This window comes from Hydrogenophilus thermoluteolus (assembly GCF_003574215.1).
Classification (GTDB): Bacteria; Pseudomonadota; Gammaproteobacteria; order Burkholderiales; family Rhodocyclaceae; genus Hydrogenophilus; species Hydrogenophilus thermoluteolus.
In genome coordinates, this window is sequence record NZ_AP018559.1 from 39,657 (window position 1) to 65,637 (window position 25,981).

Here is a 25,981-nt window from a genome sequence, read left to right on the forward strand (position 1 = left end):
GCGTCGTTTCCTCCCTATGTGTTCCAGATCCGCGGCACCATCGGCGCCGTTTGCGTCAAAGGCATACGCAATGCATGCCAGATTTTGGTGAAGTAGTCCCGCGCCTGTTCCGCCGAGTCGCCTAGGTAGCGGGCCACTAGCAGTCCTGGCAGCAGGGTGACGCCACTGCGTCCGCCCGCCAACCCAACCTCGCGGCATGCGACAAGCAGGTCTGCATCGAGCCTGTCGCTCGCCGCGAGCAATATGCCGACAACACCATGTCCAGCCAGCCCCGCAGCCGTATGCAGAAGCGGCGAGGCGCCTGGGATCACTGCCCGCTCCAACCAGACTAGCTTACCTTCCCGCCTCAATTCGGTATGCATGCGCAGCATGCCTCGCGTAAATGTCTCGCCCCGCGCAGTGCGGCCGAGGCACAGCACATCCCAACCCACGAACACCGCGTCGCGCGCCAGCTCAATGCGATTGCTCATCTCCGCATGTGCACCATCGAACACAATGGACTCCTGCGGCAGCCATTCCATTACCGCGCCGTGGTCTACGCGCAGAACCAGCTTCTGCCGCGCCGGATAGGCATCGCTGCGGTACCACTTGGTCGCACTCGGCATGGTGAGCAGCGCATGGGCGCCCGAACCTATCTTAATCTCCACCTCCAGCTCATCGCCGCCGGCAATGCCGCCGGGCGGGTGCAGCACGATGCCATGGCACACCGCTTTGCCCTCTGGATACAGCGGCCGCTGGATGCACAGTGGCCCCGAATGCTTGCGTCGCACCAGGATCGTCGCCTGCTCCCGACGCGCGAACTCCAGCTCCAAGCGCGCCTTCCATCCGCTACGCATGCAGTCGGCAATGGCGACAACGTTATTCATGTGTCGGCTGCTCACCCACATCATCACACCGACAGCAGCTGCCGCACGCCGTCTCGCTCCATGTCGACACCAGCGCCGCGGGCGATGATTTCCCCGCGCTCCATCACCAAATACTGGTCTGCCAGCGAGTGGGCGAAGTCGTAATACTGTTCCACTAGAAGGATCGCCATCTCTCCGGTCTCGGCCACGGTACGGATCGCTCGCTCAATGTCCTTGATGATAGAGGGTTGGATGCCTTCGGTCGGCTCGTCCAGGATCAGTAGCCTCGGGTTCCCCGCCAAAGCACGCCCGATCGCTAGTTGTTGCTGCTGTCCGCCGGACAAGTCGCCACCGCGACGGTGCAGCATGCTCTTTAGGACCGGGAACAGCTCAAAGACGAGGTCCGGCAACTTACTCCCACGCGGACGGCTGGCCAAGCCCATCTGCAAGTTCTCCGCCACCGTAAGGCGTGGGAAGATCTCGCGTCCTTGGGGCACATAGCCGATGCCGGCACGCACGCGCTCGTAGGGCGGCAGGCGCGTCAGCTCGCGGCCATCGAATTGGATATGCCCGGACTTCGCTGGCACCAGGCCCATCAGGCACTTGAGCAGAGTAGTCTTGCCCACGCCGTTACGGCCGAGCAAAACGGTGACTTTGCCAGCCTCGGCTCTGAAGCTGACATTACGCAGGATGTGGCTGCCGCCATAGTACTGGTTGAGGTTTTCGATCGAGAGCACGGTTATCTTCCCAAGTACACTTCGATGACGCGCGGGTCGTTCTGCAGCATGTCCAACGAGCCCTCCGCCAGCACACTACCTTCGTGCAGCACCGTAACCTTGCCACCCAGCTGGCGGATGAAGGCCATGTCGTGTTCCACCACCACCAGGGAATGTCTGCCTGCCAACGACAGAAAAAGCTCCGCAGTGCGTTCGGTCTCATCGTCGGTCATGCCCGCAACCGGCTCGTCGAGTAAGAGCAGCTTCGGTTCCTGCATCAGCAACATGCCGATTTCCAGCCACTGCTTCTGCCCGTGAGACAGCAGGCCAGCCAGCCGGTGCGCCTGGTCTCCGAGGCGGATTAGGTCCAATGTCTCAGCGATGCGATCCTGCTGCTCGCTGTCGATCCGGGCCCGAAGAGTACTCCTGACGCGTTTGTCCGCCTTCATTGCCAGCTCCAGATTCTCGAACACGGAAAGCCGGTCGAAGATAGTTGGCGTCTGGAACTTGCGGCCGATACCAGCGTTGGCGATCTCCGGTTCCGTCATCTGCGTCAGGTCCAGCGTCTGACCGAAGAAGACCCTACCGGAGTCGGGGCGGGTCTTGCCGGTAATGACATCCATCATGGTGGTCTTTCCGGCACCATTGGGCCCGATGATGCAGCGCAGTTCGCCAGCGTCGATAGTGAGCGACAGTTTGTTTAGCGCCTTGAAACCGTCGAAACTAACGGTAATATCCTCCAGATACAGGATGACCTTGTGCGATAAGTCGAGCTCTCCGGGGCGCAGCGTGTGGCCGAAAACTTCACCTGGACCCCCGTAACCATCACCGACCTCCGGATCCAATGTCAGTTGCGTGTCACTCATGCGCTTTCCCCTCCACGCATCCTGCGCAGCCGGTTCCAGAGACCCACTAGACCATCTGGCAGGAAGAGCGTGATCACGATGAACAGCGTACCGAGGAAAAAGAGCCAGTATTGCGGGAAGCTCACGGTAAACCAGCTCTTGGCAAGATTGACGATGCCTGCGCCGATCACTGGGCCGATAATCGTGCCGCGTCCGCCCACAGCGACCCAGACCGCCATCTCGATGGAATTGGCTGGGCTCATCTCGGATGGGTTGATGATGCCGACCTGAGGCACATAGAGTGCGCCAGCGATGGCGCACAACATCGCCGACAGCGTCCATACTGACAGCTTGTACCAGAGCGGGTTGTAACCCAGAAACATCACCCGCGACTCGGCATCGCGGATCGCCACCAACACGCGACCGAACTTTGATTTCATCAGATAGTTGACAAAAACGAGCGTGAGCATCAGCGCCAATGCCGACAGCGCAAACAGCACCACTCGTGTTTCTGGCGAAGTGATGGAGAAGCCGAGAATGCGCTTGAAGTCGGTAAAGCCGTTGTTCCCGCCGAATCCCGTCTCGTTGCGGAAGAAAAGCAGCATTGCGGCGAAAGTCAGAGCCTGGGTAATGATGGTGAAATACACGCCATTGATGCGCGAGCGGAAAGCGAAGAAGCCGAACACGAAGGCCACCAGTGTCGGCACCACCAGTACCAGCAATACCGACCACAGAAAGGAGTCGCTGCCATACCAGTACCAGGGTAGCTCCTTCCAGCCGAGGAACACCATGAAGTCAGGAAGGTCGCTTTGATAGCTGCCATCCCTTCCAATCTGCCGCATCAGGTACATACCGAAGGCGTAGCCGCCCAGTGCGAAGAAGAGGCCGTGGCCGAGGGACAGAATGCCGGCAAAGCCCCAGATCAGGTCGAGTGCTACCGCCACGATGGCGTAGCACAAGATTTTGCCGCCAAGCGTAATGAAGTAGTCCGACAAGTGAAATATGCTGTCCGCCGGGATGGCAAGATGCAGCAGCGGAATCAACACGAAGGCAACCAGCGCAGCAACGACCAGTGCGATCCAGGCACGCCGGTCCAGGGACTGCGCTATGCGGAACACGAACGGGGTGCGGGAAAACGTCGTGGTCTTCACGTCACACACCTCCATAAACCGCCCTCCCTTTGAGGGCAAACAGTCCCTGTGGACGCTTCTGGATGAACAGGATGATGAACACCAGTATGAGAATCTTAGCGATCACCGCCCCGGTCCAGCCTTCTATGAGCTTGGTCAGGATACCCATGCCGAGCGCTGCCCACACCGCACCGGCAAGCTGGCCCACGCCGCCCAGTACCACCACCATGAAGGAATCGACGATGTAGCCTTGGCCCATGTCGGGGCCAACGTTGGAAATCTGCGACAGCGCCACGCCGCCCAGACCGGCAATGCCGGAGCCGAGACCAAAGGCGAGCATGTCGATGCGTCCCGTGTGCACACCAACGCAACTTGCCATAGACCGGTTCTGGGTCACTGCGCGCACGTACAAGCCGAGGCGCGTCTTGCTCAGCAGCAGCCAGACCAGCGCCAGCACGCCTACGGCAAAGCCGATTATGATCACGCGGTTCCAGGGCAGCACCACGTTCGCCAGCACCTCGATGCTGCCGGACATCCAGTCCGGGTTTCTCACTTCCACGTTCTGCGGACCGAAGAGCACTCGTGCCGCCTGGATCAGGATCAAACTGATGCCCCACGTGGCAAGCAGGGTATCGAGCGGCCGGCCATACAGATGGCGGATCACGAGGCGCTCTAGGACCATGCCCACCAGCGCGGCAACCACGAACGCCACTGGGATCGCGGCGATCACGTAATAGTCGGCCAGATCAGGAAAATGTGTGCGAAAAATATTCTGCACCACATAGGTGGTATAGGCGCCGACCATCAGCAACTCGCCGTGGGCCATGTTGATCACGCCCATCACGCCATAGGTGATAGCCAGACCCAGCGCGGCTAGCAGAAGGATGCTGCCCAGCGATAACCCCGAGAACACGTTGCTCAGCGCCTCGCCCCAGGCAAGGTGCGACTCAATGCTCTTTATCGCTGCCAGAGCTGCCTCCCGCACGGTCGGGTCCGGCTCGGCGTAGGTGTCGCCGTTCTTTTGCAGCAGACTCAGTAGCAGCGACTTCACTTCCGCACTGTTGCTCTCGCTCAGGGTGCGCACTGCCACCAGACGCTCCTTCGGATCTGGGCTGTGCAGCTTAGCCTGGGCATGAGCCAACACCAGAAGCTTCTTAATCTGGGGATCGATTTCCAGAGTCAGCGCTTTCTTCAGCACCGGGATCAGCGACGAGTCGATATTGCTCTGCAATTCCTTTGCCGCTGCCAGACGCGCATCACGGTCCGGGTTGAACAGCTGGAACGCGGCCAACGCATTCTGCAGCTTGCCGCGCACACGGTTGTTCACCACGACGCTGTCAGCATAATCCGGTGCGTCAGGAAAGGCTGCACCGGTGGCGGCATCCAGCGCCTTGCCGTCCACTCGGTAAAAGAGTCTGTCGTTTGCCACAAACAATGCATTGTCGTTCATGGCACGCAGCACGGCTTCGGCCTGCTTGTCGCCGCTGGCCAGCAGCTCGCCGATGGCAGCGATCTTCTTGTCCGAATCGTCGGAGGCAAGATCCCTGAGCACGGCGGGGTCAAGGGCCGCGGCAGCGCTGGTCGTCACAAGCAGCAGAAGTAGGGATAGCAAATGAGAAATTATGAAATTCAAAGTACCGCTCTTCCTAATAGGTGATTGGACAAATGCTTTGTGCATCTTTGATTACTCACCTATTCGGTCACGTTTGCCAATGGCTCGCTACCTAATTCAGGCTAGTGACCGGTTGTTGTCTTGATCGGGGGGCTTCTAGCCCCTTCATTTTTCTCTCAGTTCAATTGCTATCCGGCTCGTCCTTCTTCTTCTCGTTTCCTGGGATATAGGGGCTCCAGGGCTGAGCTTTGATCAGGCCCTTGCTTTTCCAAACGACGTTGAACTGGCCGTCAGGACGGATTTCGCCGATGAACACCGGCTTGTGCAGGTGGTGGTTCTTCTCGTCCATTTTCACCACAAAACCGGATGGCGCCTTGAAAGTCTGCCCCGCCATGGCTTCGATCACCTTATCCACGTCGGTGGTCTTGGCCTTTTCCACAGCCTGCTTCCACATATTGATGCCGATATAAGTAGCTTCCATCGGGTCGTTGGTTACTACTTTGTCGGCGTTGGGCAGATTACGCTTCTTGGCCCAGTCACGGTACATATTGATAAATTTGTCGTTTTCTGGGTTCTTGAGGGACATGAAGTAGTTCCACGCTGCCAGGTGGCCAACCAGCGGCTTGGTGTCGACGCCTCGCAGTTCCTCCTCGCCAACGGAGAAGGCCATCACCGGCACGTCGGTCGCCTTCAGACCGGCGTTGCCTAGTTCCTTGTAGAAGGGCACGTTGGAGTCGCCGTTGATGGTGGAGATCACGGCGGTCTTCTTGCCCTCAGAGGCGAACTTTTTGATCTTGGCGATGATGGTCTGGTAGTCGTTATGACCGAAGGGGGTATACTCCTCCATGATGTCTGCATCCGTAACGCCCCTGCTCTTCAGGAACGCACGTAGGATCTTGTTGGTAGTACGCGGGTAGACATAGTCCGTGCCCAGCAGCACAAAGCGCTCGACGGAACCTCCGTCCTTGCTCATCAGGTACTCGACGGCGGGGATGGCCTGCTGGTTTGGCGCGGCACCGGTGTAGAACACGTTTCTCTCGAGTTCTTCGCCTTCATACTGCACTGGGTAGAACAGCAGACCGTTGAGTTCCTTGAACACCGGCAACACGGACTTGCGCGAGACAGAAGTCCAGCAGCCGAACACCACGGCCACTTTGTCTTGGGTCAGCAGCTGGCGTGCCTTCTCCGCGAACAGCGGCCAGTTGGAGGCCGGGTCCACCACCACCGGCTCAAGCATCTTGCCCATCACGCCGCCGTTGGCATTGATCTCGGCGATGGTCATCAGCGCGGTTTCCTTTAGCGCCGTTTCGGAAATGGCCATAGTGCCGGACAGGGAGTGTAGGATTCCGACTTTGATCGTGTCAGCAGCGAAGCTGGGCAGGGAGACGAATGCCTCCGGAAGAGCAACGGCAGCAGTCACCGCCTTGAGAAAATCCCTTCTTTTCATGAGAAGTTCCTCCGTGATAGGTAAATGATGAATGGATTACTCCACGAGTGACTCAGCAAGGGGCGTACCAGGAATATTGCCAACTTACCTTATTAGACAAAAAATTTCATAAAAACAAACAATTACACAAAGAACTGGAAGCTGAGGAACGGACAGCGTCGCCGCACTGCAATTAGCACCGTTGAGCACCATTTTGGTGAAGAGCGAAAGGCCGGTGCGACAATTTGGTGCAAAAGCGGAATCCTTTGCACCAAACCGGGATAGGGGCGATCGGTGTTTCCACCACTGTCCGCGAGAACGCTGCCGAGGAGACCGCTGAGTTGATCACGCACAGGCCCGATCTGCTCGAGGAATTGACGAAGCGTCACATCGCTGCGGTGTAAAGTGGGAAGAGCCACGGTCGATGTCTCCGACGTGGCGGACTTACCGAAGGTCGATAGCATGTTGGCCGAACGCTTCGAGAGTTGGGCCAAAGTGAGGTCTTTGCCAAGTAACGCGACCACCAAGGCGGTCACGCGGTGACCGTCAGAAAATTCCTCGGTGCCACGATACGGTTACGCAGCAATCAACAGCACAATCCACAGTTTTTGTGGATTTCCCGCGTCTTGATCCTCGATGCTCGCCCGGCGCACTGCGTCCGTTTGCACAACTCAAGAAATCCGTTCGGCACAGCTGGCGTATCGATTACGAAAGAGGTTCGGTGCATCCTTCTTGAACGCGTATCTATCGATCCCTCCCCACAACCACGGCTTCCCATAGCCGCTCTTCGTCGCTAACCGTATAAATGCTCGTCGTTGCCAAGCTCGCGTGGCCAAGAAGCTGCTGTACCAAATTGACCGGCACGCCGCTTGCCGCAAGGTGCGCACCACAGGTGTGGCGCAGCCAATGGGGTGAGGCCCGCTCGAAATGCGAAGCGTCACTTTCGTTTCCCTCTTGCCGCACGCGATTGGCAAGATTACGGAAAAACTTTTTTACGGTTTTGTAAAAAGCATTCGGGGAAAGCGGACTATTGGTACCAAGCGCGGCAACGAGCGGCGTCTCTGGCGGATTGCGTAACAGTTCCCGAGAAAGACCACGAAAAGCAAAGTACGCCTGCAACGGCTTCTGAGCATAAGGAGGGAAGGGCACCGCACGCCATTTACCCCCTTTACCAAGCACCTTGACCATGAGCCTGGTTCCGCCACGGCGCAGCGGTCGCACGTAGAGGTGCGCTACGCGCAACAGCACGATTTCTGCAAGGCGAAGACCTGTCGCTTTGGCAAAGACCATCACGAAGCGCATCCGGGCAGTCGCTTCGTTTTCAGGCAATTGGGAAAGAAAATCCAGGATTTCTTGCCACTGATCTCTGGAAAAGACCCGCGTAAGCTCGATCTCTGCATTGCTATCGACGTACCTTGCCGATTTGCGACCTACCGCCACCCACGGATTTGCCGGTAGATAACGCACAGCCGCAAACCATTCGAATAGGCTCATCACCACCGTGACGGCGTAGCGCACCGATACGGGCGAAAGCGGTCCTTCAAAGGGGCGCCAATCGGGATGGTAGCGGGGGATGTTGCGTTTCCCGATCCAAGCGTGTTGCGCGATCGCGAAAGGCCACTCACTTTCTGAGCAACGCCCTAGCAACGACAACCAGTCCCGATAGCGCGCGCAATCGTCGACGGTGAGCTCAGCGAAACTTTTTCCCAGCTCCAACCGTGACCACAACAAAAAGCGCTCGGCTTCACGGCGATACGCACGGTAGGTGTGGGGACTTCCCGCACCCTTGATCGCCAACCACTGTGTCACTGCCTCTTTGTCGCTCGTCGCATTGATCAGCGCCGGGAAAGGCGCTGCCGCATAAACCGCAACTTCTGAGTTGTTTTTTCGTGGCTCGTCGAACGCTTCGAGCGGAACGATGGCTCGCGACGGATCGGAGTGTGAATCGGTCACGAAAAACCCCACTTTTCTTTTATGATTCATGATAACTTCCATTATCATGACTGTCAACCGAACGACGACAGGAGCCATTGCCACTGCCTGTGCAATCTGCTACCAGGAAGCGAAAGCGCATGGCACGGATGCAATTGAACAAGGAACGAAGATGGAACGGGTTCCGAGCTTATCGATCGCGGTCACCAGCAAGAATCTCACCGTAGCGGCCATCGCTCGGCAGCTTCTGGCGATGAAAATCGGCGCATTCCTCGTTGGCGTACTCAAACCCGACGGCAAGATGATCAACTTGCACTACACCTGGGCCGATCTCTACCAAGCCATTTCCTGGTTGCGGCACGAAAATGTCAAAGGAGCGCACATCTACATCAAGCCTGCGGGAGAACGCCATCCGCTCGTGCTGGTAGACGACATCGCCCATGAAGCGATTGGACAGATGCAGCAAGATGGCTGGGAACCATGTCTGGTTACAGAAACGAGCCCACGGAACTACCAGGCATGGATCCATCTTGGCACACCGGTCGCGGTCGCGATTCGCAAAGCCGTTGCCAGAAAACTCGCTGCGACCTACCACGGCGACCCAAATAGCGCCGACGGGGACCACTACGGCCGGTTGGCAGGATTCACCAACCGCAAAGAGAAGTACCGCAGACCCAACGGCATGTATCCATTCGTCAAAATTGTGATGATGCAAGAAAAAAGCGCGACCCAGGCTGAAACACTCATCGAAGCGCTGAGTAGCTCGAACCCCAACCTGCCGCACAAAGAGGCCAATAGCGAGAATCGCCACGTCGAGACGCGGATGGCCCACACAGGTGAAGCCCCCAAAGCGATTCGGGAATACCACAGGCAAGCCAAAGTAATCAAAGCGCTTTACCCAAACACCGACTACTCCCGCCTTGACTGGATGATCGTCACCGAAATGCTCGAACAGGGATTTTCGGTTGCAGCGGTTGAAGTCGCCATGCGTGAAGCCTCACCGCTTCTCGAGGAGAGGAAAAAGGGGCATATCGACGACTACATAACCCGCACCGTCACAAAAGCGATGCACGCAATTGCCAATGGCGGCTCGATCGACAGCGATTTACCCGTGAAAAAGTAAATTCACAAAAATAAAGAAATCATTATTTCTGTAAAAAAACGCAAAAAAGGAGAATCCCAACCGGTTGGGATAAGGGTGTCGACTCTACCTTTTCAGATCCCTTGTGGCGCAAGGCTTTCCGCCCCGTTCCATTCGGGACCTCCCCAATTTTGGCACGAAATCGGCCCGTTTCACAAGAGGTCCCGAATTTTGGTAAAAAGTTTGTGTTTTTTCGTCATGCTGCGCCCTCACGCACGCACCGCATCGACCGCTACGACGTTACGCGCGCGCTTGCTGAATTCGATGCCGACGAGATGTACCGGCAGCTGCTCCCCGCGGTACTTCTCGGCGTACCCTTTGGCCAGGAGTTGCGCAAGCGCCGCTCCTTCGGGTTCGTCTGGAACGACCTTGAATTCGAAGAGGTAAATGCGCTCCGGAAGCTTCACCGTGAGGTCGATGCAGCCGTGGTGGGTGACGTCCTCAGCAATGAGCTCCAGCCCCAGCGCCGCGAGGTGGCTGTAGAAGACGCTGGCCCAGTACCCTTCGTAGTGGGTGATGGAGTTTTTGCGGTACCAGTCGTGCGGGATGCTCGCGTAGAGGCGCTGGAAGTGGTCACGCAACCGTTCCAGGTCGCCCGTGCGCATCAGGTTGATGAGCGCTGTGACACTAGCCACTGGTCGTACTGGCAAAAATGCCGCAGTGAGCGCCCGATTCAACGCCATGCGCACTTCGCGGTTGGGTAGCCTCAGTTCGTATTCGGTAACGCCTGCGCTGACGTGTACCGCGCCAATCGTCAGGTAGCCCGTCTGCCACAGAATCGCTTCGGGTTCGATCCCGTCGACGTCGAACGCCGACAAGAGCTCCTCGGTGGCATAGAGCCGTTCCAATTGTGGGGTGAAAAAGCGCCGCGCTTTGAGTAGATCGATCAGGAAGGTGGGTGTGCCCGTTTCGAACCAGTAGGGGCGAAATTCGCGCTTTTGAAAGAGGAGCAGCAGGTCAAAAGGGTTGTAGACCGCTTCCCCCAGCCAGTTGTAGCCGTTGTACCAGTGACGGATCTGGTCGCGATCGAGCCCTTCGAGCTCCGGGGCGAAGATGGTGTCGAGGTCTTCCTCGGTGTAGCCGCAGATGGCCGAGTACTGGGCGTCGACGGTGATGTCGTTGAGGTTGTTGAGGCCCGAGAAGATCGAGGCTTTGCTGAATTTGGATACGCCGGTGAGAAACGCAAAGCGAACATGCGCATCCTGCCCTTTGATCACCGAGTAGAGGTTGCGCAACCCTTCGCGCATCGCGCGCGCAACCTCAGGCGTGGTGAGGTTGTCGAGAATCGGTTTGTCGTATTCGTCAACAAGCACCACGACGCGCCGGCCCGCTTTTTCCGCGACGCGTTCGATGAGCCGCTTGAAGCGCAGGTGGGTGTCCGTCGGGGGCGGTTCGATGGTTACGCCCAGCCGTTCGGCGTTGTCGCTCAAAAGCACGTGGATGTGTTCGTCGAGCGCGGCGGCCGTTTGCAGCCGTCCTTCGGCGAAGCTCAGCCGCACCACCGGGTAGCGGACGTTCCAATCCCAGCGGTCATGAACAAAGAGCCCGCGAAAGAGCGGCTCGTTTCCGGCGAACAGCTCGGCGAGCGTGTCGAGAAAGAGGCTTTTGCCGAAGCGCCGCGGACGGGAGAGGAAGTAGTATTTCCCTTCACTGACAAGCCGCCAGGCGTACGCCGTTTTGTCGACGTAGTAGTAGCCCTCTTCGCGGATTTCGCGAAAGGTTTGGATCCCGATCGGGAGTTTGCGACGCACGGCCTTTGCCGCGCTGCTGGTCATGGTCGTTTCCTGCAAGCCGCCTGTTGCGACCATTTTCGCACAAATAGAAAACTTCCTTCATGCGCCAAAGTCGCCAACTCCATTCCGATACTTTGCCGCTCCACGTAAGTGCGAGCATGATGAGATCGAACTTATGAACCTTGCTGCAACGCGTACATGATCCCCCAGACGCGCGCGTACGCTGCGTGCAGGTCATGATCTTCGACACTGTTTTTGAAATTGTCGTAGTCGATGGCAAGGATACGGTTGGCGATCGTGTCGGCTACGACGTGGCGCGGTACCGTCGTGCGGTAGCGGTAATCGGTGTGGCGGGTTTCTTTGATGGGGTGGCCCGGAAAGACCTGCTTGATGTCGCTTTTGCGCCGTGCACACACCAACAACTGCGCGGCAGCGCTTACCAAGCGAAGTCCAACGGTGATCGGGCTTTCGGCTTGGTGTCGTCGTCCCGCACGTGCGCGACTCACTCCACCGGCTTCGCGCGTTCCTCGATGCCAAGCAGTACCTTGACTGCGTAGCGGATGAACGGACGCAAAAACTCAGTCCGCATGTGCTGCATGTCGTCCGTCGGCCAACGCTTGTAGGCGTCGGCGATCAACGCCCCCAGCCACAGGAAAAAGACGCGGTGCGGATCGTTGCCCGAAATATGATCGATCTTCGCCCAGTAGTCACGAAGATCCGCGCGCAACTTCCCATCGAGCGTCACGTTGTGATAACCCCGGACGATCTGCCAATCCTTGTTCCGGCCCGCGATGATATCGGCGTACCGTTTCGCACGCTCCATGTAGCGCGCCTCTGACTCCCGCGGACTCAGCTCGCCCCTAAGCACCCGACGCAGATCGGTATCGACCTCGGTGCAGTAGCTGGCGATCAAACGATTGACGACGTCCGGATCACCCAGATATCGGTCGCCAGCTCCGACACCAACGAACTGGCCTTCACGTAATTGCGCTTCGACAACCCGAGGATCTCCCATGACCAATCTCCAAAAGTCGGCTCAACGATGAAATATTCGCACATTGCTAAGTGCGACACTATACCGATGCCGTTCTGGAGTTGACTCCGAGCACGCGGCATCATTTATACGGTTGTTTTACCGAGTAGCCTATTTTTAGGAACGACAGTTCGTTGCGATAGGAATTTTCTACCCAGCGGCGCGCTTGCGCCGCTGAGGGGCTGTGTAGAAAAGAGCGAAGTTATCCACAGGCGCTTCCTAGTAGAAATAAGTAGAAATATAGTAGACGGTCAAAAACCGCTTGTAACTTATTGAATAATAATAGATTTTTTGACAACCGCGCGACGCTATACCGAAAAAGCGCGACGCTATACCGAAAAAGCGCGACGCTATACCGATGCAGGCGCGACGCTATACCGATGCCGAACGACTGTTCAAGAGGTGGAGAAAGCGCGACGCTATACCGATGGCCAGACACCGTCGGTCGTCTCGGGTGCGCGACGCTATACCGATGACAATTCGTTGTTTTTCAACAAAAAACGGTGTTTGAGTAACTGAAAATACTTTCTGATCGTGCAGTGTCGCACCGCTTTTATGCCGTGATCGCTTTGGGGATCCAGAGCTTCAACAGCTCCCGTTGCTTCTTTTTGTCCAGAGTGATCTTGTATTCACTGACGATGTGCAACCGTTTCAGCTCATTGCATGCCTTGGAGAGCGACTCTTTGAAATCGCGCATTCTTCCGGTGTATTCCATTTTGCTCTTGAGCCATTCGAGTTCGTAAGACTGGATGGGGTCGGAAGAAGTAGCAACGAGGCGTTGCAGGGTTTTCGCCATGTCCTGACCCCGTTTGATCTGCAATCGCAAGTCGAAGTTGATCAGGCTGTATTCGCGGTTGCTGAAGAGCTGTACCCAGCGGGGATCGAGTTGGTAGCAGTACTCGTCGCTTTTCTCATCGAACGCAAAGCCGCTGATGAGGTGAAACGCCTCGGCGTAGCCGATCTTGTAGCGTGTGCTGCCGTCGGATTTGCGCACTTCGATGTAGAGTGTCGCTTCGGTCATCGCCCGCATTCTGCGATGGAGCCACTCGTAGTTCTGCTTGCCCGTCGCGCGCCCGATCCGCCGCAACAGCTGCGCTCGGTTCAATGTCACCCACTCCCCTAACGGTTTTTTCTGGGCAAACCAGATGAGCGCCATCATGAGGTCGCAGTCGGCTTCGTCGAGCTGCTCTCCAGTGTATTCGATCACAGCATCCGAGCGGCTGACCATCTTCGTTTGTCGATGAAATTTGCGGCGGCCGCGCGCAATAGGCGCAAAGAGCGAGGAGCGGTTCACATGGTTGGGAAAGGCCCCTAGATCGAACCCCGGTAGGTACATCTGCACGGGCTGAGAGGCCATCTTTTGATCTAGGCGTTGCAACGCCTCGGCTGCTTTCTGTTGGACCCAGGCAATGGGGTCTTCTTTGGCTCTCAAAGCACCGGTTTCGATCACCACCCGCCCTCCTTCTTGTTGTGGCAAGACGAAAGAGTAGCACTTTCCGCACCGTTTGGGGTGATGGTTTTGGGCGTGGTCGACAACGAGTGGTCACAACGCACCGACGGGCTCAGTTGGCGCAACATACGCAATCACGCTTTTCTCGAGTACGTCGAGGGCGCGTAAGCGGTGCGCGCGATCGGTAGCCAGAGGAAATCGCCGTCGAGATCGATGCCAACGGCAATGTACGTCTCGATGGACGTTTGCGCGAACTTCACAGGTAGACCGGGCAGCGCCGATCCATTTTCGCCAGCGCGTTCAGATTGCTTTCTTGTCGCAAAGTGGCGAAGCGGTCGGCGTGATGCACGGTGATGGGTAAGCGGGGGTGGCGAAAAAGTGAGGCACCGTGAAGGTAGCTCAGCAGGTAGGCCTGCTCTACGAGCACAGGGAATTCGGTCTCTCCGTAGCGTTTGCGGAGCTTGAACGGTCGCACCGATCCCTCATTGAATTCGTCGTGCCCGTAGGTGACCAGAATTGCCGTATCGCTGTCGGGCAACCAGACGACGTCTCCTGCCTTGGGGTTGGTGTAAGCAAATTTGCCTTGCTCTTTGCCAGGATACCGCCGATACAGACGAGGGGAACCACTTTTGATTACCTCCAGGATGTCGATCGCAATGCCATGGTGCGATTCAAAGCGTGTGATGACATCGAACGACTCGTGCCATTTTCCATCGCGGTGGAGGACAATCCGCTGCGGCTTGTCGGCGAACACATTACGGTAGGTTTCGATGCTCTGTTCGAGCAGTTGTTCGAGTGAGGCGTCCTGGAGCCGTTCGCCGCGTTGCCGTTCGCAGAGTGTCCAGCCGAGTTGTGCGCCGTCGCGCGCAAAGAGGAACGCCGCTGCTGGTGCGCGCTCTCGTTGCCCTCCAAGATCGATGCCAAGAAAGAGGTCTGCTTCACCCGGCAAGTTGTCGAGAGTGCAGAGCACGCCGCCCGCTTTGGTGTAGAGCCCGGCAGCGACGTTGCTGAAGTAGTAGTCGTTGTAAATGGCCGGGTGATGGTTGAGCAGAACGAATTGGCTGGCTGCGCCGTGGTCGAAGCAGAGATCGCGGATCTTGGCCTTCGGCGTCTGCTGGGTGATGCCAATGAGCAGAATGGTTTCATCGGTACGGTCGAGGCGATCGAGAAATTGCCGGAACGCTTCGATCGTCGGATAGTGACCTTTTTCGGTGGTCCAGGTGGGCCGTTTTTCTGGATGCGGACTGGTGAGTTTTTTGAGTTTTTCGCGTGTGGCTTGGTCGATCGCGTCAAAGCAGGCGCTTTGCTGGGAAGTGATGCTGCCCACGGTGACCGAGACGATCCGCCGCCGGGTCATAGGACGGAAGGCACCACAGCGAAACGCCTGGCGCTCTTTGGTGCCATTCTGGTCAGCGTGGAAACGGAGCACGGGAGTACGGTCGATTCTGCCCCCCAACGGCGGGTCGAGCTGAATACGGTTGAGCTTGACCCGTTCTCCGTCGATGGGCAGGGTGGTCGTTTGCTGGATGATTTCCAGGAGTGCACCGATCCGTTTCTGCATCGGCAACCGCATTTTTGGCGACATCTCGGCCAGCAGTTCATGGTCGATGGTCTCGAGTGACTCAAAGGTAAAGACCGGTTGCAAGAGCTGGGCCAGGTGGGCAAGACGCTTTCCGTTCGGGTAGATCACCCAAACCACTTGGGAGCACCGCGCTGCGTCGAGCTCCGCCTCTTTGATGTGGCCACGTTCCCGATGGTATTCCAGATAGGAATAGGTCTTTCCCGACTGGTTGTCGCAGAAGGTGCTTTGCGGTGTGAGCGTCTCGGCAATGCCATCAAAGGTGCATGTCTTGATCTTGCCGTCGGCAGTGGTGTAGCGGTGACGAAGCTTTTCGATACACCAGTTGGGGCGCTGCGCAAGCATCCATTGCAGGGTGACATGATCAGCCGCATTGATGGTGTGGCGCAGATCCAGTTGTAGCCAAGCGTCACCATCGGGAAGCACCAGAGGATCGAACTTCAGAGTGCGAAAGATTTTGAGGTAGTCGGCTCTGCATGGCTGCGCTGTTCGTTCGATGAGGGTGGGAACGTTGGCGCCGTTTTCAGGCCGCCAGCGGTTGCCGAGCTGGCGGGACCAGACAGGAAGGGCGTTTTTGACGATCTGGGTGAGCAGCTCTTGGATCGCGCGGCGTTCGCTCTCTTTTTGCGCTTCGAGCACGACCCGACGCGGGTTGGCGATCACGAACGGATATTGACGCCAAAGTCGGCCTTCGCATGTCGCTAGCGGCGCAAAGGTAAAGATGTTCCAGGTGCTGGCCCCGCATACGCCGACGACCGGAACGTAATCGTTGCTGTGACGCAACACGGCCGCACAGCCTCTGACGATCCTTGCGGGCGCCACGTCCTCCTCGGTCACTGGGCTGAGGAGTTGCAGGTCATAGCAATAGAGGGACAACTGGGCAAATGAACGATCGACGCGCAGCGCCAAGATGCCCAGTTCAGAACCGTTCTTCATGCCGCTCATTGCAAAGTCCCTTGTCCGTCATGGGAAGTTCTTGTGCCGATCGTTATTTTGCCGGAAAAGATGGTTGTTCTGCCTGTTCAACCACCGCACGCAGTACATGACGATGAAAAAAGTTTCCGTCACCGTCGTTATAGGAGTGTCAGGGTCAATTGCATAAAGGAACGAAACCATGATGCGTCGTGTTGGTGTCGTGTTTTCTGCAGCTGCTGTTCTGCTGGTCTCCGGTTGTGCGTCCACGATGTCTGCCAACGACTACGCGCGCAGCGCAGCCATGCAGGAGATGGAGGTCAAACTGGCCACCGTGCTGTCGGTTCGCCCGGTTCGCATCGAGGCACCTGAACACGCTGGCGGCGCAGGGGGAGCCACGGGCGCCTCTTTGGGCGCGATCGCTGGTTCCAACGTCGGCAGTGGCCGCGGAAGCTTAGCCGGGGCAATCGCAGGTGCGCTGATCGGTGGCGTCATCGGCGTGGTCGCCGACAAAGCGGCAAATACCCGTGAAGGAATCGAGATCGTCTACCGTCTGGACGACACGGGGGAGACCAAGGCGCTGGTCCAGGGGCGTGACGAATCGGCGGAAATCAAGCCGGGCGATCGCGTGCGGATCATGAAAATGGGTTCGCGCGTTCGGGCCGTGAAGCTTTGAGGTCGGGAAGCGGGCTGGGTTCGTGGCAACAGACGAAGAGAGGAGAAAAAGGATGTCGTTTTTTGGCAAGGTCTTCGCGAAGAAAGCAATCGCTTCTACCGACGAGCGGCACGAGCCGAAAGAGCCGATCAAGCCCGTGGTCGTGTCACCCAGCGAAGCCGAAAAGGTGGCGAACGACCACGATTTTGTCGATACCCAGTTGGCGCAGGCAATCGAGGCAGTGGCCCGGGAAGAGATGCGCCAAAAGGTCGCGGTTCGTCTGCCCCACGCCCAAATGACCGACGAGCAGCGCGACGTGGTCGAATCCACTGCGCCGTTCCTGGCGGTAAACGCTTACGCCGGTGCGGGCAAAACCCACACGCTCAAAAATTTCGCGCTCGCGCGCAGCGACGAAAAGCTGCTCTACGTGTGCTTCAACCGGAGCCTTGCTGAGGAAGCCAAGCGCAAGATGCCCAACAACGTGCGTGTCGGCACGATCCATGCCATTTGTTTCAACGAGTTCGCCAGGCATGTCTACAAAGACATCAACGGGAAGTTTTCCGGCAAACCGACGTCTGCCGACATCTATGAGGCGAGCGATTTCATCCGCCTGAAGTTGGGGCTTACTGAAGAGGGCTGGAAGCGGTTCTATTTTCCCAAGATCATCCGGCTGCTGGAGCAATTCACCAACAGCGACGCGCTTGACCTTCGCCAGTTTTTGGAAAAGGCGTTCGCCGAAGAGATCGCGCACAAGCGCTTGGAGCCGTTCGTCATCGATGCCGCGATCGAGACTTGGAATCTCATCGCCGACCCCCGTTCCAAGATCACCGCGTGGCACGACGTCTATGTGAAGATGTGGCATCTCAGCAACCCGTCGATCTCGGGCGGCTACCAGTACATCTTGCTCGACGAGGCGCAAGACGTCAGCCCGGTGATGTATGACATCTTCTTGCGCCAAGAGCATCTCACCCGGGTGCTGGTAGGCGATCGCCACCAATGCATCTACGGTTTCCGCGGTGCGATGAACGCGATGCAGCACGCGGTCGATCACGGCAACGCAACGGAAAAATACATGACGCAAAGCTTTCGCTTCGGCAACGAGGTGGCGCTTTTGGCTTCGCTCATCCTCCAATCGTGGAAAAAAGAGACGCGTCCGGTGCGTGGCAATCCGGCAATCCAGGACGAAGTGCGCAAAGCCACGACCGTGTTCGACCTTGCCCCCAGCGAACAGAGCGCGTACCTGGCCCGAACCAACGGCAAGCTCATCGACACGGCCATCTCGCTCATGGAGAAGAAGATCCCCTTCCAGTTTCTTGGCGAAGTGAAAGATTACCGTCTGCTGATGGCAAAAGAAGTGGCGTTTTTGAAAGCGAACAAAAGGGACAAACTGGGTACGTACCTGCGCAAATTCAAATCCTACGCTGACTACAAAGAGCAGGCCGAACGCGAAGACGACCAAGAAAAGCAGGCGATCTGCCGCCTGGTGGAAAAGTACGGCAAGGATCTCCCGCAGCTGGTGGAGTCGCTCGAACGCACGGTCTCCAAACAAGGGGTAGTGCTTACCACCGCACACAAGAGCAAAGGCGCCGAGTGGGCAGAGGTAATGCTGGCCGATGATTTCCCAAGCCTGATCAATCTCAGGAGCACAAGCAAGTTGAACGCAATCTCCGATCAGGAAGCCAATCTCTACTACGTGGCAGTGACGCGCGCACAGCGCACACTCTACGTACCCAACGACTGTTACCAGTTCTATCGGGCAGGTAAGCGGGTGCAGGGAGGATAGTGGCGTGCTCGGTCCGTTCGTCCTGCCGAGGCCTGCGACCGGTTTCGGTCACGAGCAAGGAATGATTTCAACCATCGATGAAAGGAAAAGCGATGCATATGCGGCAATATCTGGTGCGTGTGCGCGACGGTGTGGCAAAGATCGACCGCAGCGATGAAATAGTGGCCCGCCACGGGGTGATCTTCGTATTCCACCGGATTCCCGTCTGGATGGCGTGGCTGTTTCAGATCGGTTTTCGGTTCGACATACTGTTCCTCACGCTGCGGTTCGACAAAGTATTGGTGCGCCTCGAAGCGTTGCCCGATGGCCGCTTCGCGGTACAGACCCCAACCGGCGTCTCCGTTGCCGGTTACGGGGTCCTGGTTCCGGGCTACTTCCAGGGCCGCAGCAATGTGCGGCAGGGTGAACTGCTGGTGCGCGAATCCCGACCCATTTTCGGCTGGATTCCGCGCACGCTGCGCAACGACGAACATCGGATTTAATTCTCGAGTGAAAGGAGCCAATCATGCGGTATCTGCTCATCGCGCTTTTTGTCTGACCACGTTCGCATCTGCCGGGGCGTTTGCCGAAAACGCCGCTCCGCTTGGCCTGGAAGTGGGGGTTGCCGATCTCAACACCGTGAAAAAGCGACTGGGCGGCAAAACTCCGTTGCAGCAGGCGGGCGTAAACGAGGTGAGCGGTGGCCCGATCCTCAAAAGCAACGGCGCAGGCTTGGGAATCGACGGGATCGAAGAGCTCTCGTTCGTCTTCGACAAAACAGGCAAGCTCGTGGCAGTAATGATGCAAATGGGCAAACACCGGCTGCGTGAAGTAACAGCCGCGTTGCGCAAAAAATACAAAGTGCAGCAAGAAAACATCCCGTTTGTCGGAGACGCTTCGGCCATCTACGAGCAAGGGGACAGCCTGGTGATTCTCAACGCTCCGCACCTCTCCTTTTCGATGACGGTCCTCTACGGAACCCGAGCGTTTCTGCAACAGACCTTGGAAAAGTACTCCCAAGAGCAAGAGGCGCATCAACGGCGGCAAGAGTCGCTGCTCTGACCTGCTGACCGCACGTCCCGCAGCAAAAGGGCCGCTTCCGGTTACCGGGAGCGGCCTCGACGGTTTTGCACACCCTGAGACGTTCGCGTAACCTGACATTTCCGTTTTCCCCACCCATACAACGACAAAACGCCCACGCCGCTTCATCGCAAGCCGTCGCTGCGCCCATCACAGCATCCTTCCATCCCCATCGCGCTCAAGGCCTGACGCTGCAGCTTTCCGGTACGGAAATAGGGATCTACCGAAACAAAGAAAAGCAGGTTTCTGTAAAAAAGCAAAAAATGCAGCCGACCAGCGCGCCGGTCGGCTGCAGCACTCCATGAACACGGTGACAAGCCCAACCGGTTGGGATAAGGGTGTCGACTCGGCCCGTTTCACAAGAGGTCCCGAATTTTGGTAAAAATTTTGTGTTTTTTCGTCATGCTGCGCCCTCACGCACGCACCGCATCGACCGCCACGACGTTACGCGCGCGCTTGCTGAATTCGATGCCGACAAGATGTACCGGCAGCCCTCCCCCGCGGTACTTCTCAGCGTACCCTTTGGCCAGGAGTTGCGCCAGCGCCGCTCCTTCGGGTTCGTCTGGAACGACCTTGAATTCGAAGAGGTAAATGCGCTCCGGAAGCTTCACCGTGAGGTCGATGCAGCCGTGGTGGGTGACGTCCTCAGCAATGAGCTCCAGCCCCAGCGCCGCGAGGTGGCTGTAGAAGACGCTGGCCCAGTACCCTTCGTAGTGGGTGATGGGGTTTTTGCGGTACCAGTCGTGCGGGATGCTCGCGTAGAGGCGTTCGAGGTGGTGGCGCAGTAAGGTCGTGTCGGCTCGCACCAGCGCTTCATAGGCGCTCAGGGTCACTTGTTCGGCCAGCGAGGGGTCGCCCATCAGCCCTTTGAGCAGCGCATCGTTGAGGCTGTAGGCGACTTCCAGGTTGGGGTAGCCCAGTTCGTATTCGATGCGTGCGCCGATGCGCCGCTGTCCGTGAAAGGTCAGGTACCCGGTCTGCCACAGGAGCGCCTCTGGGGCCATCGTGTCGACGTCGAACGCCGACAAGAGCTCCTCGGTGGCATAGAGCCGTTCCAATTGTGGGGTGAAAAAGCGCCGCGCTTTGAGTAGATCGATCAGGAAGGTGGGTGTGCCCGTTTCGAACCAGTAGGGGCGAAATTCGCGCTTTTGAAAGAGGAGCAGCAGGTCAAAAGGGTTGTAGACCGCTTCCCCCAGCCAGTTGTAGCCGTTGTACCAGTGACGGATCTGGTCGCGATCGAGCCCTTCGAGCTCCGGGGCGAAGATGGTGTCGAGGTCTTCCTCGGTGTAGCCGCAGATGGCCGAGTACTGGGCGTCGACGGTGATGTCGTTGAGGTTGTTGAGGCCCGAGAAGATCGAGGCTTTGCTGAATTTGGATACGCCGGTGAGAAACGCAAAGCGAACATGCGCATCCTGCCCTTTGATCACCGAGTAGAGGTTGCGCAACCCTTCGCGCATCGCGCGCGCAACCTCAGGCGTGGTGAGGTTGTCGAGAATCGGTTTGTCGTATTCGTCAACAAGCACCACGACGCGCCGGCCCGCTTTTTCCGCGACGCGTTCGATGAGCCGCTTGAAGCGCAGGTGGGTGTCCGTCGGGGGCGGTTCGATGGTTACGCCCAGCCGTTCGGCGTTGTCGCTCAAAAGCACGTGGATGTGTTCGTCGAGCGCGGCGGCCGTTTGCAGCCGTCCTTCGGCGAAGCTCAGCCGCACCACCGGGTAGCGGACGTTCCAATCCCAGCGGTCATGAACAAAGAGCCCGCGAAAGAGCGGCTCGTTTCCGGCGAACAGCTCGGCGAGCGTGTCGAGAAAGAGGCTTTTGCCGAAGCGCCGCGGACGGGAGAGGAAGTAGTATTTCCCTTCACTGACAAGCCGCCAGGCGTACGCCGTTTTGTCGACGTAGTAGTAGCCCTCTTCGCGGATTTCGCGAAAGGTTTGGATCCCGATCGGGAGTTTGCGACGCACGGCCTTTGCCGCGCTGCTGGTCATGGTCGTTTCCTGCAAGCCGCCTGTTGCGACCATTTTCGCACGAAACCGCGATCGCTCTTGACCTGGAGTCGGAACGTTTATCGCTCGCCCGCTCCCCCCGCGCTCTCCAGTGCCATTGCGCCCATCCCCATCGCGTTCAAGGCCTGACGCTGCAGCTTTTTGGTACGGAAAAGGGATCTACCGAAACAAAGAAAAGCAGGTTTCTGTAAAAAAGCAAAAAATGCAGCCGATCAGCGCGCCGGTCGGCTGCAGCACTCCATGAACACGGTGACAAGCCCAACCGGTTGGGATAACCGTGTCGACCAAAAGAGGTTCCGAATTTCTGTAAAAAATTTGCGCAATTTGGCTCGCGCCGCGCTTTGTCCGCAGTGCCGTAAAATCGAACCGGTTGCCCCCTTCTTGCTTGTGATGACCCAAGAACACGATACCGGCTACAAGCTCCTTTTTGCCCATCCCGAGATGGTGCGCGATCTGCTCATCGGGTTCGTTCCCGAGCCTTGGGTGCAGACGCTCGACTTTTCGACCCTCGAGCGGGTAAACGCCAGTTACGTCTCAGAGAAAGGCGATGCGCGCCACGAGGATATGGTCTGGAAGGTGCGCTTCGAGAACCATTGGCTCTATGTCTATCTCTTGTTGGAGTTCCAGGCGCAGCCCGACCGCTGGATGGCGCTGCGCATGCTCGTCTATCTCGGGCTTTTGTATCAGGATCTGGTGCGCCGCAACGAGTTGACGCCTGAGGGGAAGTTGCCGCCGGTGTTGCCGATCGTGCTCTATAACGGCACGCCCCGCTGGAACGCCGCCGAGGAGATCGGCGAATTGATCGCGCACGGGCCTGAGCCGCTCAGACGCTGGCAGCCACAAGCGCGCTACCTCTTGATCGACGAGGGGCGTTATCTGCCCGAGGCGCTCACCAAGCGTAACCTTGCTGCGGCGCTCTTTCGGCTCGAACATTCGCGTAGCCCCGAGGATATGCGCCGTGTGGTTCAGGAACTGATCGAGTGGCTCGCCGAACCGGAACAGAAGCCGCTGCGCTTCAGTCTCACCCGGTGGTTACTGCGGCTGTTGCGGCGTAAAATGGAGAAAGGCACGGTCGAGGTACCTGACGTCTCGGATTTACTGGAGGTCGATACGATGTTGGCCGAACGCATCGAGAGTTGGACCAGGGAGTGGTGGGAGCAGGGGTTGCAGCAGGGGTTGCAGCAGGGATTGCAGCAAGGTGAGGAAAAGGGTTTTTACCTCGGCGAGCTGCAAACCTTGCAGCGGCAGCTCACCAAACGCTTCGGGCCGCTTCCGGAATCGGTGCAGGTGCGCCTGAGCACCGCAAGCCGCGAGGAGATCGAGCGCTGGCTCGATCGGGTGCTCGACGCGCACACGCTCGACGAGGTCTTTTCCGAGTAGCACGAACGCCTCCCGATCTCGGGCCTGCGCACGCTCCCGGTCATCGGCAATATCATAGGCGCAAATCACGGTATGGGTCATCGCGTAACCAGACGTTTCCGCCTTCCCCACCCATACAACGACAAAATGCCCACGCTGCTTCATCGCAAGCCGTCGCTGCACCCATCACAGCATCCTTCCATCCCCATCGCGCTCAAGGCCTGACGCTGCAGCTTTCCGGTACGGAAATGGGGATCTACCGAAACAAAGAAAAGCAGGTTTCTGTAAAAAAGCAAAAAATGCAGCCGACCAGCGCGCCGGTCGGCTGCAGCACTCCATGAACACGGTGACAAGCCCAACCGGTTGGGATAACAGTGTCGACTTTGTTCGCATCGCATGGGTCGGGCGTATGGGTCACAAGCCCAACCGGTTGGGATAACAGTGTCGACCCAGAAATGGAGGGGGCACTGTTTTTCGTGTGTCACAAGCCCAACCGGTTGGGATAACAGTGTCGACCATTGGCCGAATTCCGAACTTTGTGCCGCTACAGTCACAAGCCCAACCGGTTGGGATAACAGTGTCGACTCTACCCTTTCAGATCCCTTGTGGCGCAAGGCTTTCCGCCCCATTCCATTCGGGACCTCCTCAATTTTGGCACGAAAGCGGCCCGTTTCACAAGAGGTCCCGAATTTTGTCAAAAATAGTAGGTTTTTTCTACCCATTCGCGCACCTGGTCGTGTTCGATCGCTTGGCGCAATGACGCCACGACGCTACGTATCTCTTGCTCCAGCGGGCGTTCGCCGCCCCGCACCATTTTGTCGAACGCCAACAGAAACGTCCGTCGCGCGTCAGGAGAGAGCCGCCACGACGCCGCATCGGGCAAAAAGTCGGCTTCGTCGATCTGTCTTCGTCCCCAAAGCGCCAGAATCAGCCGGTCGACTGCCGCCCGGAACGGTTCTACCACGTCGAACACCAGCGACGGATAGCGTCCAGCACTGCTGTGCAGCGCGCCCAGATACGGATCGAGCCCCTCCACCCGCACCCATCGCTCCACGACCGGAATGAGCAGCGTGTAGCCGAAATTGAGCAGTGCGTTGAGCAGATCCTTTGCTGGACGCGACCGCCCCTGCCAGCGCCCCCACGCCGCATGTTGCGTCGCCAGCCACGGGTAATAGCGTCGCGCAGCACTCCCCTCGACACCGCGCACCGCCGCAACGCGCTGACATCGTGCCAAACGACGCAACTCCTCATCCAGCGCCGCCAACACCGCGGCGTCGCCCGCCCGATAGCGGGAACGGATGAGTGCCTGCTGCCGCAGGATTTTTCCCCGCACCCAGACAGCGGCAATCTGCGCGCGTTCGGTTTCGCTCAGTGCAGCCCAGCAGCGGTGCTGCGCAGCCAGTATCCGGTTTTTGCGCGCCGCTTGCCGTTGCCCCAACAGCACCACGGGTCTGCGTTTTGGTGTCGCGATCAGAATCGGCACGTCCGCTTCGGCGCATGCTTCGATCGCAGCAGTGGTGAGCGTCGCCGGCGCCAAGACAAATAGGTGCGAAAGCAGCCGCAACGGGTGGCGCTGGGTTTCACTTTCACGGCCGCTCACCACCACCGCGCCATTTTCCAGCCCAATGCGCTGCCCTGGGGTCGTGAGGTAGAGGGCCTGTGCCGTCTCTTTGGAGGTAGGCGTCGCCCTTTGCGTCGCCATTGGAGAAAGCGGCGTACAGAGAAACCGCCCCAAAGAAAACGAAAGACGATCCCCCGTGCCCACCGCCGCCAGCAACCCCAACCAGAATTGCCACTCGGGATCGGCAAAAAAGGCCAGGCGGCCCACACCGCCGTTGAGGAAAAAGGGATTCCCGTTCTGCGAGCGCGAACGATGCACGCATCGCCAGTATTGCCAGTCAATGGGCACAATACGCGCGACGGGCGGAAGAAGCGGCTGGGCACCAAACAGTTTCGCAATGCGTTTTTGTGCGGCACACTGCCATTGGTGCGGCGCGACCGTCTGTTTGTCTGTCGTGCCTTTGAGGTGAAACGGCGTGAGAAACTCCAGCAGCCACCCATCAGAGGAGACGATCGCTTGGGCGGTTTCGTACCGCCACGGCGTTGCGGTTCGGAAAACGAAATGGGTGTGGGCAGCAGCCGGTTCGTTCAACCGTTGCGCCAATTGTGCGGTCAGGCGCTGCCCCGCTTCCGGCTCTTCGGCAAAGAGTTGCAACGCCACGGTCACCTCTTCGCCGGGCTGGTAGCGCCAATCGGTGGCTCGCTTCTGCGGCAGATGCCAAAGCAGTGGTTCGTTCACCGCTGCCGCTTCCGCTGCGCCTTTCACGAGCGCTTCGAACACCGAAAGGAAGTGACTTCGGCGCGGCGTGCTCACCGCGATGAGCGTCACTTCGGCAGCCCACCAGGCGTAGGGTTTGATCATGACATCCTCACTGTGCCATAAACAGCCATGAGCAAACCACAACTCACCGCAACAGGTAACCGTGTCGCTGCCGTTGCCGTGCGATCGTCCGCAACCGTTTTGCAGCTGCTGCGGGAGATGCAACTACGTCACACCGCTCGCCCCCCAGGCGATTGCGCAGGCTTCCCCAGGCGCGGACGACGAGCCATGCCCCAAAGAGATCGCGCGTAACGCGCACCGCGTACCAGCGCTGTTTTTCTGGATGGACCCAGAAGTAGTGCGCGCGCTCGGGCATGGGGTCGTGCTCCGTATTCTGTCTGTCCATGCGTGAAAACAAACAATGTTTTACTGATTTCAGTTTTCCTGC

General features: G+C 58.1%; 22 protein-coding genes. 6 read left to right on the top strand and 16 right to left on the bottom strand.

Features of this window, described 5'->3' with window-relative positions; all coding sequences use genetic code 11:
• Nucleotides 1-14: 14 nt before the first annotated feature.
• The 8 genes from HPTL_RS11070 to HPTL_RS11100 all read right to left on the bottom strand — a co-directional run bounded on the left by HPTL_RS11070 (nt 15) and on the right by HPTL_RS11100 (nt 8,557).
• Nucleotides 15-866, bottom strand: a complete 852-nt coding sequence (locus HPTL_RS11070) for an urease accessory protein UreD (RefSeq protein WP_206202166.1) — start codon at nt 864-866, stop codon at nt 15-17.
• 23 nt (nt 867-889) lie between these two features.
• Nucleotides 890-1,582, bottom strand: a complete 693-nt coding sequence (gene urtE, locus HPTL_RS11075; RefSeq protein WP_119336233.1) for an urea ABC transporter ATP-binding subunit UrtE — start codon at nt 1,580-1,582, stop codon at nt 890-892.
• Nucleotides 1,583-1,584: 2 nt separating this feature from the next.
• On the bottom strand, nt 1,585-2,427 hold the full coding sequence (gene urtD / locus HPTL_RS11080; RefSeq protein ID WP_119336234.1) for an urea ABC transporter ATP-binding protein UrtD: 843 nt from the start codon (nt 2,425-2,427) through the stop codon (nt 1,585-1,587).
• On the bottom strand, nt 2,424-3,557 hold the full coding sequence (urtC, locus tag HPTL_RS11085; protein WP_232000043.1) for an urea ABC transporter permease subunit UrtC: 1,134 nt from the start codon (nt 3,555-3,557) through the stop codon (nt 2,424-2,426). Before urtC ends, urtD begins: the two co-directional genes overlap by 4 nt.
• Nucleotide 3,558: 1 nt before the next feature.
• Nucleotides 3,559-5,214, bottom strand: coding sequence for an urea ABC transporter permease subunit UrtB (urtB, locus tag HPTL_RS11090; protein WP_119336236.1), 1,656 nt, complete (start codon nt 5,212-5,214; stop codon nt 3,559-3,561).
• Nucleotides 5,215-5,329: 115 nt separating this feature from the next.
• A complete protein-coding gene (urtA, locus tag HPTL_RS11095; RefSeq protein WP_119336237.1) occupies nt 5,330-6,595 on the bottom strand; it encodes an urea ABC transporter substrate-binding protein in 1,266 nt (421 codons plus the stop codon).
• A gap of 122 nt (nt 6,596-6,717) precedes the next feature.
• The gene (locus HPTL_RS11235; protein ID WP_145981824.1) at nt 6,718-7,110 is read right to left on the bottom strand and encodes a hypothetical protein; all 393 of its coding nucleotides are present in this window, start codon (nt 7,108-7,110) and stop codon (nt 6,718-6,720) included.
• A 208-nt stretch (nt 7,111-7,318) separates the two neighbouring features.
• A complete protein-coding gene (locus tag HPTL_RS11100; protein WP_170141369.1) occupies nt 7,319-8,557 on the bottom strand; it encodes a tyrosine-type recombinase/integrase in 1,239 nt (412 codons plus the stop codon).
• A gap of 121 nt (nt 8,558-8,678) precedes the next feature.
• Here HPTL_RS11100 and HPTL_RS11105 point away from each other — a divergent pair, with 121 nt between their 5' ends.
• Nucleotides 8,679-9,629 (top strand): DNA-primase RepB domain-containing protein, encoded by a 951-nt coding sequence (locus HPTL_RS11105; protein WP_170141370.1) that lies wholly within the window; start codon nt 8,679-8,681, stop codon nt 9,627-9,629.
• Between the two features lie 227 nt (nt 9,630-9,856).
• Here the strand turns inward: HPTL_RS11105 and HPTL_RS11110 are convergent, their stop codons facing one another.
• The 5 genes from HPTL_RS11110 to HPTL_RS11135 all read right to left on the bottom strand — a co-directional run bounded on the left by HPTL_RS11110 (nt 9,857) and on the right by HPTL_RS11135 (nt 16,387).
• Nucleotides 9,857-11,422 carry an ATP-binding protein gene (locus HPTL_RS11110; protein WP_119336256.1) on the bottom strand — a complete coding sequence of 522 codons (1,566 nt, stop codon included), beginning with the start codon at nt 11,420-11,422 and terminating at the stop codon, nt 9,857-9,859.
• A 131-nt stretch (nt 11,423-11,553) separates the two neighbouring features.
• Entirely contained in the window at nt 11,554-11,886 is a 333-nt protein-coding gene (locus HPTL_RS11115) for a hypothetical protein (RefSeq protein ID WP_119336239.1), read from the bottom strand.
• Complete coding sequence (locus HPTL_RS11120; RefSeq protein WP_119336240.1) at nt 11,883-12,395, bottom strand: hypothetical protein; 513 nt, start codon at nt 12,393-12,395, stop codon at nt 11,883-11,885. Before HPTL_RS11120 ends, HPTL_RS11115 begins: the two co-directional genes overlap by 4 nt.
• Nucleotides 12,396-12,966: 571 nt before the next feature.
• A complete protein-coding gene (trfA, locus tag HPTL_RS11130) occupies nt 12,967-13,863 on the bottom strand; it encodes a plasmid replication initiator TrfA (protein WP_217127043.1) in 897 nt (298 codons plus the stop codon).
• A 256-nt stretch (nt 13,864-14,119) separates the two neighbouring features.
• Nucleotides 14,120-16,387 carry a Piwi domain-containing protein gene (locus HPTL_RS11135; RefSeq protein ID WP_119336242.1) on the bottom strand — a complete coding sequence of 756 codons (2,268 nt, stop codon included), beginning with the start codon at nt 16,385-16,387 and terminating at the stop codon, nt 14,120-14,122.
• 169 nt (nt 16,388-16,556) lie between these two features.
• Here HPTL_RS11135 and HPTL_RS11140 point away from each other — a divergent pair, with 169 nt between their 5' ends.
• The 4 genes from HPTL_RS11140 to HPTL_RS11155 all read left to right on the top strand — a co-directional run bounded on the left by HPTL_RS11140 (nt 16,557) and on the right by HPTL_RS11155 (nt 19,833).
• Entirely contained in the window at nt 16,557-17,030 is a 474-nt protein-coding gene (locus HPTL_RS11140; RefSeq protein ID WP_119336243.1) for an outer membrane lipoprotein, read from the top strand.
• Nucleotides 17,031-17,082: 52 nt separating this feature from the next.
• On the top strand, nt 17,083-18,792 hold the full coding sequence (locus HPTL_RS11145) for a UvrD-helicase domain-containing protein (RefSeq protein ID WP_119336244.1): 1,710 nt from the start codon (nt 17,083-17,085) through the stop codon (nt 18,790-18,792).
• 92 nt (nt 18,793-18,884) lie between these two features.
• Nucleotides 18,885-19,274 carry a hypothetical protein gene (locus HPTL_RS11150; RefSeq protein ID WP_145981825.1) on the top strand — a complete coding sequence of 130 codons (390 nt, stop codon included), beginning with the start codon at nt 18,885-18,887 and terminating at the stop codon, nt 19,272-19,274.
• Nucleotides 19,275-19,281: 7 nt separating this feature from the next.
• Nucleotides 19,282-19,833 carry a hypothetical protein gene (locus HPTL_RS11155; protein ID WP_119336246.1) on the top strand — a complete coding sequence of 184 codons (552 nt, stop codon included), beginning with the start codon at nt 19,282-19,284 and terminating at the stop codon, nt 19,831-19,833.
• A gap of 431 nt (nt 19,834-20,264) precedes the next feature.
• On the opposite strand, the gene HPTL_RS11160 is transcribed toward HPTL_RS11155, so the two are convergent.
• Nucleotides 20,265-21,836: an ATP-binding protein gene (locus HPTL_RS11160; RefSeq protein WP_119336247.1), complete on the bottom strand. Its 1,572-nt coding sequence runs from the start codon at nt 21,834-21,836 to the stop codon at nt 20,265-20,267.
• 408 nt (nt 21,837-22,244) lie between these two features.
• On the opposite strand from HPTL_RS11160, the gene HPTL_RS11170 reads away from it, so the two are divergent.
• On the top strand, nt 22,245-23,234 hold the full coding sequence (locus HPTL_RS11170; RefSeq protein WP_119336249.1) for an Rpn family recombination-promoting nuclease/putative transposase: 990 nt from the start codon (nt 22,245-22,247) through the stop codon (nt 23,232-23,234).
• Nucleotides 23,235-23,907: 673 nt separating this feature from the next.
• Here the strand turns inward: HPTL_RS11170 and cas1 are convergent.
• Together cas1 and HPTL_RS11180 are read right to left on the bottom strand one after the other, a co-directional pair.
• Nucleotides 23,908-25,635, bottom strand: coding sequence for a CRISPR-associated endonuclease Cas1 (cas1, locus tag HPTL_RS11175; RefSeq protein ID WP_119336250.1), 1,728 nt, complete (start codon nt 25,633-25,635; stop codon nt 23,908-23,910).
• A 43-nt stretch (nt 25,636-25,678) separates the two neighbouring features.
• A complete protein-coding gene (locus HPTL_RS11180; protein ID WP_119336251.1) occupies nt 25,679-25,909 on the bottom strand; it encodes a WGR domain-containing protein in 231 nt (76 codons plus the stop codon).
• Nucleotides 25,910-25,981: the final 72 nt, after the last annotated feature.